11 protein-coding genes are annotated in these 11,819 nt (G+C 53.8%); 5 read left to right on the forward strand and 6 right to left on the reverse strand.

All coding sequences use genetic code 11. The features are described from left to right. A partial coding sequence (locus QJ48_RS28445) for a tRNA (cytidine(34)-2'-O)-methyltransferase (protein WP_162238582.1) occupies nucleotides 1–208 on the forward strand: 208 nt, incomplete at its 5' end. Between the two features lie 141 nt (nucleotides 209–349). Then, a complete protein-coding gene (locus QJ48_RS28450; protein ID WP_010496298.1) occupies nucleotides 350–598 on the forward strand; it encodes an AbrB/MazE/SpoVT family DNA-binding domain-containing protein in 249 nt (82 codons plus the stop codon). A gap of 98 nt (nucleotides 599–696) precedes the next feature. Here QJ48_RS28450 and QJ48_RS28455 read toward each other — a convergent pair whose 3' ends face one another. The 5 genes from QJ48_RS28455 to QJ48_RS28475 all read right to left on the reverse strand — a co-directional run bounded on the left by QJ48_RS28455 (nucleotide 697) and on the right by QJ48_RS28475 (nucleotide 8,044). Beyond that, the gene (locus tag QJ48_RS28455; RefSeq protein WP_054976757.1) at nucleotides 697–2,271 is read right to left on the reverse strand and encodes an alpha/beta hydrolase; all 1,575 of its coding nucleotides are present in this window, start codon (nucleotides 2,269–2,271) and stop codon (nucleotides 697–699) included. 750 nt (nucleotides 2,272–3,021) lie between these two features. Then, nucleotides 3,022–4,101 carry a phosphodiester glycosidase family protein gene (locus tag QJ48_RS28460; RefSeq protein ID WP_054976758.1) on the reverse strand — a complete coding sequence of 360 codons (1,080 nt, stop codon included), beginning with the start codon at nucleotides 4,099–4,101 and terminating at the stop codon, nucleotides 3,022–3,024. 36 nt (nucleotides 4,102–4,137) lie between these two features. Then, nucleotides 4,138–4,569 (reverse strand): hypothetical protein, encoded by a 432-nt coding sequence (locus QJ48_RS28465; RefSeq protein ID WP_054976759.1) that lies wholly within the window; start codon nucleotides 4,567–4,569, stop codon nucleotides 4,138–4,140. Next, nucleotides 4,566–6,197, reverse strand: coding sequence for a response regulator (locus QJ48_RS28470; protein WP_054976760.1), 1,632 nt, complete (start codon nucleotides 6,195–6,197; stop codon nucleotides 4,566–4,568). Before QJ48_RS28470 ends, QJ48_RS28465 begins: the two co-directional genes overlap by 4 nt. Then, the gene (locus QJ48_RS28475; RefSeq protein ID WP_237763093.1) at nucleotides 6,194–8,044 is read right to left on the reverse strand and encodes a sensor histidine kinase; all 1,851 of its coding nucleotides are present in this window, start codon (nucleotides 8,042–8,044) and stop codon (nucleotides 6,194–6,196) included. The genes QJ48_RS28470 and QJ48_RS28475 overlap by 4 nt, the downstream gene beginning before the upstream one ends. Before the next feature lie 105 nt (nucleotides 8,045–8,149). Here QJ48_RS28475 and QJ48_RS28480 point away from each other — a divergent pair, with 105 nt between their 5' ends. The 3 genes from QJ48_RS28480 to QJ48_RS28490 all read left to right on the forward strand — a co-directional run bounded on the left by QJ48_RS28480 (nucleotide 8,150) and on the right by QJ48_RS28490 (nucleotide 11,318). Next, complete coding sequence (locus QJ48_RS28480; protein ID WP_054976761.1) at nucleotides 8,150–9,034, forward strand: carbohydrate ABC transporter permease; 885 nt, start codon at nucleotides 8,150–8,152, stop codon at nucleotides 9,032–9,034. Further along, a complete protein-coding gene (locus QJ48_RS28485) occupies nucleotides 9,034–9,870 on the forward strand; it encodes a carbohydrate ABC transporter permease (RefSeq protein WP_054976762.1) in 837 nt (278 codons plus the stop codon). Before QJ48_RS28480 ends, QJ48_RS28485 begins: the two co-directional genes overlap by 1 nt. Before the next feature lie 143 nt (nucleotides 9,871–10,013). Continuing rightward, entirely contained in the window at nucleotides 10,014–11,318 is a 1,305-nt protein-coding gene (locus QJ48_RS28490) for an extracellular solute-binding protein (RefSeq protein ID WP_054976763.1), read from the forward strand. A 76-nt stretch (nucleotides 11,319–11,394) separates the two neighbouring features. On the opposite strand, the gene QJ48_RS37720 is transcribed toward QJ48_RS28490, so the two are convergent. Next, nucleotides 11,395–11,819, reverse strand: a 425-nt coding sequence (locus QJ48_RS37720) for a hypothetical protein (RefSeq protein WP_054976765.1), incomplete at its 5' end; no start/stop codon positions are given.

Here is an 11,819-nt window from a genome sequence, read left to right on the forward strand (position 1 = left end):
TTACACGGATTTGACATTTCAAGACGGCGATTTTCTGGTATTCGGCAAAGAGACGAAAGGGCTTGCTCCGGAGATTTTGGCGGAGCACCCGGATTCGCTTATGCGGCTGCCGATGACGGACGCCGTTCGTTCGCTGAACTTGTCCAACGCCGCGGCGATCGTCCTGTTCGAAGCGCTTCGGCAGACCGGATTTCAAGAATTGTCCTGAAATTCGACCCATTTCGTTACGAAAATGCGACTCTCATAGAAATCAACGGAGAAAACTCGCAATTATGGGAAGGAATTTTGACATCAGCGTCGAACTATATGGAGGGCAAGCGTAATCGTGCGAAAGTGAGGTGAATTGATGATGAAACCGGCAGGAGTAGTAAGAAAAGTCGACCAGCTCGGCAGAATTGTACTCCCGAAATCGCTGCGCAAAAGATACCAAATGAACGAAGGCGATCCTGTTGAAATATTGGTAAGCGGTGATCATATCATTCTGGAGAGGTATCGTCCCCGCTGTGTATTTTGCGGCTCTATGGAGCAAGTGAGCGATTTCAAGGAAAGACATATCTGCGCCGAATGCCTGGGCGAGATGCATCAATTGAAAGGGTAATCCGCGTAGCTGCGCAGGGTTAGCCCGCAAGTGGAGAAGCACGGCCGGTTTGTTCCGTAAGGGACGCCGGCCGTGCTTTTTCGTCTGCCGGAAGCTGCTTACAGCTTTTCCTCCGCCGGTGGCGCGGACAGGCTGTTTCGCTTTTTGCGGACCCATTTGCGCAGCTCTTTGGTATTGCCGTTTTCCTGATAAATGGCGATCAGCCGGTCATAATACAAGGTTTCGTCCGCCAAGCCGTGCTGCAATCCGCTGAGCAGGAATGGAATGGCTTGGCCGCTTTTTCCGGTCAGCATGCAGTAATCGGCCGCCCATAAGGTGATGCCTTCCCATAGCTGCTCGACTTTTTCTTTCAACGACAAGGCAAAAGGATCGTAGCACCCCGGCATGAGCTTGCCGCTGAGCCGGCTAAGCAAATCTTCGCACAGCCCGTACTTCACCTCGCTATCCTGCTCTGCGGCGACCTGCTGCAGATCGTTCAAAAATTCCATTAAATCGCAATCGACAAGATAATGAAGCTTGACGACATCTCTTCCGATCGTAAGGCACGGCTTATCCGTATCATTCGTCTCCAGCAGTTTGGCGAAGTGGCTTAAGTAGACGCGCAAATTCCGCATCGCATTCGGGTGCTCGACTTCCGGGAAGAGAGCTTCGCACAGCTGCTCCCGCGTAGCGGTCGGGTGAAAGGCCAGATAGATCATCAGGCTTTTGGCGTACCGGGTATTCCAGCCGCCCGGCACGATCCGGTCGTTCAGGCAGACCTCGAACTTGCCCAGGCAGCGGATGCGAATCCGGTTTCCCCCCCAGTGCTCGTAGCCCTGTTTTGTCAATTGCTGCACGTGCTGCCGCAGCTCGCGGTTGATGGCGTTATTCCGTTGTCCGGGAAGCGGCTTGCGGCTAAAGGCATCGATCCAGTCGGCCGCATAAATCGGCTGATCGACGAACACCAGGCTCGAAGCGTCGGGGACGACCAAGAAGGCCGTCATCTCCAGCTGCGCATGTGTCAGACCGGCCAGCGCCGGCGTGAACACAGGGTCCTGCTCGCCGGAGAGCAGCAGCACAGGCTTTTGGAGGACGAGATAATCTTTCAGAAATACGGGCTTCGTCGCCAGTTCCATCATTTGAACATAGGTGGGGGAGTGGACCCGTTCAAAGGCATGCACGATTCGCTCCGTCAAGACCGCATCCGTGTGCTTGGCGGACATGCGCTTCGCCATCGCTTCCCCGAGCGTTTGACGAGCTGCTTTCTTGGCGAGGGAGACGCGCAGCTTGTATTCTTTATGAAGCGAGGTAAGCGGAAGGTGGGCGAATGGCGAGATCAGGATGAGGCTTTCAACCATCGAGCCGTACGTCAATGCGAACTGGACGGCGAGATGTGCCCCAAAGTCGTGACCCAGCAGGATGACACGGCCCAACCTCAGCGAACGAAGCAGAGCATGAAGTTCTCCGGTCAGCAGCTCCCAAGAAATGTCCGTATGTCCTTCGCTGCTTTGTCCGTGGCCGCTTAGATCGTACAATAAGATGGAGTAACGCCATTCGAGAAGCGGGACAATGGACTGCCAGAAGGTGGAGTTCAGTCCGGCGCCGTGGATCATAACCAAAGTTTTCGCTCCCTTTGCGGGGCACTCGTAATGTTCGTAGTACATCAGAGAATCGGCGGAAATGAAAAACGACATAAGTCCAAAGTCCCCCTATGGGATTCAAATTTTCATTTAAATTAGTCTAATAGGACTAGGTCTTTGGATATTATATCAAATGTTTAGCCAAAATTTAATAAAGCTAGGGGAAAATTTATGAATTATTTTGGTTTTGTAACCATTCTGTAACGCTCGCTGTGCTAGAATGCCTGTAAAGGATTGTTACAATCTTCGGTCAAGCTCATACAAAATCATACTAAAACCATATAGAGGTGGACTTGTCAGGATGGAGCGAATCGCAATGACTACTGGAGATGAAACCGTTATACATTTGGAGATCCGTGAAGTAATGAGGCAGCTTGGGCTCAATCCGCTCGATTGGCAAAAGTTTAGCAGCAGTCCGATCCCCCTTGACCAGACTTCGCAGCCAGATGCGGAGAACGAAGACACACGTTAGCCGATCGTTCTATTTTTTTATAGTGATAGATACAAAGTGTATCTGCCTACGGAATGTGAAAACGGGTTGAAAGATACCGGCCGCAAATGCAATCAGGTGCTGTAACGAACCTTGATTGATCCGGGTGCCGAGTCTCTCAACCCGCAGGCGAAGGGAAGCGTATGATTAAAGTCCCTTGGTTTTGTCATCATTGTATGCGGCTGTAAGCATCGAGACAATAAACATAAGAAAAACAAGGGTAACGATCCAAAATGTGACTGACATTTACTCAGCACCTCCCGCCTATATTATAACCAACCCATTGGCAAAAGAAAACGCTAAATATGTGAATTTTACTTGAAAAACAAGAAGTGCGTCGCCAGCGGCCGCAGGCGCCCTCCGGCATCGGACGGCCGGTTGATCACCTGTCCGTCATAGATCAAGCTTGACGAACCGCCACCGTCCAGATTGTAGGCGTCTTTGACACCGAGTGCGACCAGCTTGTCCTGAAGCTCCGGCAGCGTGGCGCCGGAGTGGCCGTTTTCGTCGTTGCCGTCCGTCACCATAAAGAGCAGCTGATCATTTTTAAAGCTGCCGACCACCGTCCGCGGCGCGCGGGCCGGGGAAGTCAGCCACTGATTGGGAATGCTCTGCTTTTTCCCGTCCTGGAGCAGGATCGGCACGAACGTCGCCCCGAAGGACGGCTTGAGCTTATCCAAATCTTCCTGGCGCGAAAATTTGCCGCCAATCAGCTTCCGGTCGGTGCTGATCCCGATAAACGCCAAATCCTCGAACGTCGGCTCGAAGCCGTAGACGTACTTGCCTCCAAGCACCGTCGTGCTCAGCGGGAACCGCTTGCCGGTTTTGTTGTCATCGGCGAAGCCTCCTGCGTTGATCCCGGCTACGGCGCCATAGCGGCGTACCGCGTCCAGCGTCGTTTCGCTGCCCCCGACCTTGTCTTTTCCGAGCACCATCTTCATGCCTTTGTCCGTTTTCAGATCGACTTTGAGCGCGTAGCCTTTATACCTCGGTTCCGCAAACGTATATAATTTCAGATCGACGTTGGAGGTTGTCGTGGCGCGGTTGACCTTGCCGCCGAGCTTGGTGCCGATCCGCGAGTCGAAGATGGCTGCCGGGCGCTCAGCCGCCGATTTCGCAGTTTGCGTCATTGCGGCAGCTTCGGCCGAGCTTTTGGAGTACAGCTCGTAGTATTTCTCGATCGTCGACCGGGTTTGCGCCGCGTCGGCCTTTGTTTTGTCCAGCTTGGCAAGGACGTTCTGCCATTCATCGCCGGCTTTCCACGAAGCGCCGGGAGCCCCGGCGAATGGGGATAGCTCGACCGATACGCCCGCGATAAGCAGGAACAGCAGCAATCCGACAAACGGCGCACACACCAGCAGCATCGTCCGGTTAATATGTTGAATCGGAATCATGGCTTTCGGAGTTCACTGTCCTTTCGTCCGTGCAATCTATTGCAGCGCATCCAGCTGCTTCTTCAGGTCTTCGAGCTTGTTCTTCACTTCGGCGAGCTGCGTATAGAGCTGGTTGCTGTTGTCTGTCTTGCTGCTGGCGCTGTCTTTGGTAAAGGCGAGCAGCTCGTTCACCGCATCGACCTTCGTCTGCAGCTTGGCCATTTCACCGGTCATGTTGTCTTTAAGCTCGGCGACCTGCTTCTGGTATTGTTCCTGCACGGCGGCTAGCTGCTCATTCGTCTGAGCGGCGAGCTCTTTTTTCAACTGCCGCTTCAAATGATCGGTATAAAGCTTGGCGCCCCATGCGCCCGAGCCGACAAGTACGGCCCAGACCAGCGCCAGAATCAGATACGTTTTCTTCGTCGGTTTTCTCGGCTTGACGTTGCGCGGAGCGGACGGTTGTCCCGCCGGCTCGATCTGCATACTCATGGTTGGTTCACCTTCCTGTACTCGTTAGGAGAGACGCCAACCGTCTTCTTGAACACTTTGCTGAAATATTTCTCGTCGTCGTAGCCGACCATGGCTGCGATCTGGGAAATGCGAAGATTCGGGTTCAAAAGCAGCAGCTTGGCTTTATCGATGCGGATGCCGCTGATGTAATCGGATAAATTCACATGAAATTCCTGCTTGAACTTACGGGAAATATATTCACGGCTCAAGTAAAAATGGTTGGCGATTTCCTGCAGTGTAATGTCCTGATGGTAATGGTTCTGAATAAATTTGGCAATTTCAAAAATAACGTTGCTGTCCTGCCGCTGATGCGACAGCAGCAGCCGCGAGAGCTCGGACAAGCTGCGGACGAGCTGCTGCTCCCAGCGGTCGAGGGACAGAAAGCCTTCCTCGTCCAGCGGGACGACGAACGGCGCGCTGTGCTCCTCCTCGCCGCGGAGCCCGTCGCCCTCGAACAGCTCGGCCAGCCAGCGGCTGCGCACGACATTGTACTCGTGCCACCAATGTTCGAGCTGCTCCATGTCGATATAATCCAGCTTGCGCACGTCCGCGAACCACGCGGCGACCGCGCGGCGGATCTGCTCCTCGCTGCCGCTCTGCACCGAGAGCCGGATCGGTTCGGCGTAATCCGTAAAAGAAAGCTGCCGGCTGCTTGGCGCCGCCGCTGTGGGTCCGGCGATCAGTGTGCGCTTCTCCCGGATCAGCAGATTCCGTCTGCGAAGCACCTGCCTGGCTTCAAGATAAGCAGCCGTCAAGCCTTCGGGGAACGGATGCACCCGGCTGACGCCCGTATCGAAGCAGCTGCGGACCGTGTCCCGGATGCCTTCCCGAATGCGTTCAAGCAATGCCGGCGTCTGGTCCAGTCCGCCGTAGAGCAGCAGGATCGCTTCGCTGTCGCTGTTCCAATACCGATAGGCGATGCCTTGCCGGGGACCTCCGGACGCGCGCGCAGACAGCAGCTCGTTGCAGATGTTCGTGAGCGAGAAAAAGAGCAGCTCGTAATCGGCCATAAACTTGTCCTTGAAGCTGAGGCTCATCGTATCCAGGCTCAAGATGGCGATCCGGCACTCTTTTACCGAAGGTCCAAGCCCGAACTCCGCGTCCAAGGCTTTGGCGTGCTGGGAGTACAGCTTCGGCTCGGTCAGCAGGTTGGACAATATTTTGTCCCAATAGACCGGCTTGAGCTGATTCATTTCGATATTGCGCGCCTGCTGCAGGCGGCGTTCCGATTCTTCGCGCCGGATGGCGGATACCGCCTTCTCCACCGCGGCAGCCAATTGCTCGTGATCGATGGGCTTTAAGATGTAATCGACGCCGCCGTATTGAACGGCGTGCCGGACAAGCTCGAATTCGTCGTGCCCGCTGATGACGATCGTTTTGCCGGACGGGTATTGGCTTTGCAGCCATTCCATCAGCTCCATTCCGCTCTTGACGGGCATCATCATGTCCGTAAAGATGAGCTGCGGCCGATGCTCCTCGATTTGGCGGACGGCGTCCAGCCCGTCCTGGGCTTCCAGCACCTGATCGATGCCGAAGTCGCTCCATCGGACGAGCAGCTTGATCGCTTCCCGCACGTGTTTTTCATCATCGACGATGATGGCTTTCATAGCTCCCCGTTCTCCTTCATATGCATGGGCATAAGGATTGTTACCTTGACGCCGTAAGGCTTGTGATGCTCGATCCTCATGTCCGCTTCATGGTTGTAATAGAGCCGCAGACGCGATACTACATTGATCAGACCGATGCTGTCCACTTCCTGCACAGGTTCCGATGGCGAACCGAGTCTCGCTTTCAGGCGCTGCAGTTCCTCCTCCGCCATCCCTTTCCCATTGTCCGCCACCGTCACTTCCATGCGTCCGTCCTCCGCCACTCTGCTTGCGATCAGCAATTTACCCGTATTTTGTCCTGAGTCGAATCCATGCTTAAAGTAGTTTTCCACAATCGGCTGCAGGATCATCTTGGGCACGGGGACCTGAAGGGTGTCTGCGTCAATGTCGTACTCCACGGTTAATTGATGTTCAAAGCGCTGCATCTGCAGCTCCATATAGGAACGGACATGCTTTACTTCGCTGTCAAACGGAACGATGGCGACGCTGGTATTCATGCTGTAGCGCATCATCTTGGCGAGGGACGACAGAAGCGAATAAATTCGCGGCGCATCGTGCTGCAAGGCAAGCGTCCCGATCGACTGCAGCGAGTTGTACAAGAAGTGCGGATTAATTTGCGCCTGCAGCGCCTTCAGCTGATTCGTCTTGTTGGCCAGCTCCAGCTTGTACTCCTGCGTGATCAGGTTGTTGATCGTCTGCATCATGATGCGGAAGCGGTTCGCGAGAATGCCGAACTCGTCGTTACCTTTGACGTGAATATCGACCTGCATGTTGCCGGATTGAATTTTTCCGATATATCCGATCAGCTTTTTGATCGGCGCGGTAAAGCGGAACGAAATGTACAGCGTGGCAGAGATGACCACCACAAGGAACCCGATCAGAATGAGCGTATTAATTTCCGTCAACTGTCTGGCGTTGCTGTACAGCCGGTCGTACGGAATCCGCTTGACGAGCGTCCATTCCATATAAGGCGTCGACATGCGCTCGTACATTTGAATGCCCTTGAATTCGCCGCTGTCCGATTCAAAGCTTCCGCTCGGTTCGGACAAGCTGAGCAGATGGGTCACCCAAGGCTCGTCGATCCGCGTGCCGACCAGCCCGGGGCCGTAGACGACACGGCCTTGATTGTCGAAGATATAAAGCTGCTCTTCTCCCTTTTGATAAAGCTGCTCGCAGATGGAAGAAAGCACGCCCAAGTTGAAGTCGATCGACAAAATGCCGAAGTTTTTCATGGTCACGGCACTGACCACCTTCCGGTGCAGGCTGATCGCGGGAGCCGGGGGCACGGGGCCGAAGCCGCTCGTTCCGTACAAATGGCTCGGATGCGTCGGCTCCAAAGTGACGTCCTCCGTCCGGCTGACGGGAGGAATGAATTTCGGCCCGGTCGTTTCGTTGCGGTATATGTTCCCTTGGGTCCACAGGTACGATTTATCCGTTTCGGCGATATACAAATACACCTGCTGGATATCCTTCACGGTATTGGCGATGCTCTGCAGGCCCCGGACAATTTCGTTGCGGCTCATGTAATCGGCGGCCCCGGCTTCGATCGCTTCATAAAAATCAATGTCGTTATACACCGAGAGCGAGGCCTGATGAATACCGTTCAAATAGTTAATAATGTTCGTCTTGCCTTGATAGATCAAGTTGGAATTCGTCTGAAGCGTTTCCCGGGTAATATTTTGCTTTGTAAAATAGTACGTCATGACGATGGAAGTGGAAATCGGCAGTATGGTGGCCGCAAGCAAAAACACAATCAGTTTATTCCGGATGCTGTTACGGATCATCGCGATTCCCTCCACGCAAATGTCGGCGCCATTATTGTACCAGTTGAGGTCAATAAATTCCACCTGATACGTCACCAGAGTGCGTGTTCTTTGCTTTTCGAGGCTTATATACTGGGGGTATACTTTCAGCTTGGCCTGCGAATTGTAAGAAATAAAGGGGGAAAATCCATGAAAGCGAAACAACGGCTATCCGGCATGCTCCAGCAAACCGTCTTTGTCGGCCCGGCCTTTCTGTTCTTCAGCCTCATTGTCCTTGTTCCGTTTCTCATGAGCATGTATTATTCGTTCACAGAATGGAACGGGGTAACGTCGAACGTCAAATGGATCGGCCTCGACAATTTCAAACAAATCCTGACGACGGATAAAGATTTTCATAAAGCGTTCTGGTTTACGACGCGGTTCACCGTGACGAACGTTATTCTCGCGAACCTGCTCGGCTTCGCGCTGGCGCTGCTGCTGTCCCAGGCGCTCAAAACGCGGAACGTGCTGCGGACGGTCTTCTTCCTGCCGAACGTCATCGGCGGATTGCTGCTCGGGTTCATCTGGCAGTTTATTTTCATCAAAGGGTTCTCGACCATCGGCGAGCTGACCCAAATCGCCTTCTTCCAGCTCCCGTGGCTCGGAGATGCCCCGACGGCGTTCTGGGGACTCATTATTGTAAGCGTATGGCAAACGGCCGGTTATTTGATGGTCATTTATATCGCCGGCTTGGCGAACGTGCCGAAGGAGCTGACGGAAGCGGCGACCATCGACGGGGCCACCCGCTGGCAGGCGCTGCGCCACATTACGATCCCGATGATCATGCCTTCGGTTACCGTCTGCTTGTTCCTGACGATTTCCTGGGCGTTCAAAATGTACGATCTGAACGTATCCTTGACGCAGGGCGGACCGTTCAACTCGACGCAGTCCGTGGCGCTCAATATTTATGAAGAAGCGTTCCGCAACAACCGTTACGGCTTAGGAACGGCGAAGGCCTTTATTTTCTTCATCGTGGTGGCGCTCATTACGCTCATTCAAGTGTCCCTCACGAAGAAAAAGGAGGTTGAAGTCTAATGGAAGCGTCCAAAAGCTATAATCTGCGCACCTTCGCCCTGGAGCTGTTAGGCATTGTGCTCGCCCTGCTTTTCCTCGTGCCGTTCTATTTCGTGATCGTCAACTCGATGAAATCGTTCGGAGACCTGCTGGTTAATTCGGCGAATCTGCCGAAATCGATCAACTTCGACAACTACGTCAAAGTATGGGGCATCATGAAATTTCCGAAAGTATTTTCGAACTCGCTGATTATTACCGTTTTCAGCAACCTGGGGCTTGTGGTTATCGGTTCCATGGCCGCTTACCGGCTGGTGCGGTTCCCGTCGAAGTTCAATAATCTGCTGTTCCTCGCCTTCGTGGCGGCGATGGTTATTCCGTTCCAATCGATCATGATCCCGCTCGTCAAAGTGGCAAGCGAGGTCGGCTTGATGGACAGCAAGCTCGGACTGATCTTCTGTTACTTCGGCTTCGGGATTTCGATGACCGTATTCTTGTATCACGGATTTATCAAGTCTATTCCCCGGGAAATCGAGGAATCCGCGACGGTGGACGGCTGCACGCCTTACGGCGTGTTCTGGAAAATTATTTTTCCGCTGCTGAAGCCGATGAGCGTCACGATTATACTGCTCAACAGCTTGTGGATTTGGAACGACTTCCTGCTGCCGCTGCTCGTGCTGAACAGCCCGGACCTGCGGACGATTCCGCTGGCCACGTATTCGTTCTTCGGCCAATATACGAAGCAGTGGGATATGGCGCTTGCCGCGCTCGTACTCGGCGTCATTCCGATCGTCGCCTTCTTCCTGGCGATGCAGCGGTTTATTATCGAAGGGATTACGGCCGGATCGGTCAAAGGCTGACAACAAATGGTAATGTAAGCGGTTGTTCAAAATGTTCCACCTTTTCGTTCAATATAGTACGTGTTCGAAAGGCGGGGCATTTTATACAATACAAATGAAACGAACAGACACAAAAAGCGGCATTAAATAAGGGAGGTTACACCATGAAAATGAACAAGGTTGCTAGCGCCGGAATGGCAGCGGTTATGCTGATGTCGCTCATCGCGGGCTGCGCGAAAAAAGAAGAAGCGCCAAGCGGAACGAACGCCGGAGGCGGTGCGGCTGGAGGCAAAGCCGTAACGCTGAAAATGTTCCAATTCAAGGTCGAAATTGCGGAACCGCTTGCCAAGCTGGCGGCCGAATACGAGAAACAAAACCCGGGCGTCAAAATCCAAATTGATACGGTCGGCGGCGGCGCAGACTACGGCGCGGCGCTGATGGCGAAATTCAACTCCGGAGACAAACCGGACATTTTCAACAACGGCGGTTTCTCCGATTTGGACAAGTGGATCGAGCATTTGGAAGACCTCTCCGACCAGCCTTGGGTAAAAGATCTGGTGCCGGTCTCCAAAGAGCCGATGACCAAAGACGGCAAGCTGTACGGCCAGCCGCTTAACCTGGAAGGCTACGGCTTCCTGTATAATAAAGATTTGTTTGCCCAAGCCGGCATTACCGAGCTGCCGAAAACGTTGACGCAGCTTGAAGACGCGGCGAAGAAACTGCAAGCCAAGAACATTACGCCGTTCGTGAACGGCTACGCCGAATGGTGGGTGCTCGGCAACCACTTCGTGAACCTGCCGTTCGCTTATCAGAAAGACCCGAACGCGTTCATCGGCGGCCTGAACAAAGGCACGGGCAAAATTCCAGGCGACCCGGTGTTCGACAACTGGGTGAAGCTGTTCGATCTGCAGCTCCAGTACGGCAACAAGAATCCGCTGCAAACCGACTATAAAACGCAGGTGACCGAGTTCGCTACCGGCAAAGCGGCGATGACGCAGCAGGGCAACTGGACGCAATTGCAGTTGACGCAAACGAACCCGAACCTGAAGGTCGGCTTCCTGCCGATGCCGATCTCCGACGATGCTGCAGCGAACGACAAGCTGCCGGTCGGCGTGCCGAACAACTGGGTAATCAATAAAAATTCTCCGAACAAAGAAGAAGCGAAAAAGTTCCTGAACTGGCTCGTGACTTCGGATATGGGCAAAAAGTACATGGTGGAAGAGTTCAAATTCATCCCGGCCTTCACCAACATTCAAGGCGACGAGAAAATTCTTGGACCTTTGGCCGCCGATCTGATGAAATACAGCAAAGAAAACAAAACGCTGAGTTGGAACTGGTTTAAATTCCCGGGCGGCGAAGCGTCCAGCAAAAAGTTTGCTTCCACAATGCAGGCCTATGTCGCGAAGCAAAAAACGAAAGAGCAAATGCTGACGGAATTCCAACAAACTTGGGAAAGCCTGAAGAAATAAGAGGGTTAAAAAATCAAGGCATCTGTCCTGGCGGACGGTGCCTTGATTTTTTGCATGCTTGCGGAAAGTCGTCTCGCTATATTTCGGCGCGGTAATTGTTGCCCAGGCGATCACCGAGCCCGAAGTAATGGCGGAAGTTGTAGATCAGCGGGTTCCAGCGGGAAGGGTCGATATGATCGCTGCCCGTCTTCTTCACGATATCCGGATGAGCGTGGATTTGCATCGCTTCGGCTTCGACAATCGCAAACATCGGCGCATACTCCGGGAACGTGATCTTCTTGACGGTGCATTCGATTTGCAGCGGGCATTCCACGATTCGCTGCGGTTTAACGGACAGCGAATCGGCCGGCGTAAGCCCGGCGGCGGTGCATTTATCCGGCACGTACCCGTCGCCCATCCGCGCTTTCTGGTCCGGTACCGGATGTTTCCCGGTGAGCGCGCCCCGCTCTTCGCCCTGACGCCACATGGAGGCGCCGGGCACGTTGCCCACCCGCTCCGGCG

This window comes from Paenibacillus sp. A3, assembly GCF_001399685.1.
Classification (GTDB): Bacteria; Bacillota; Bacilli; order Paenibacillales; family NBRC-103111; genus Paenibacillus_G.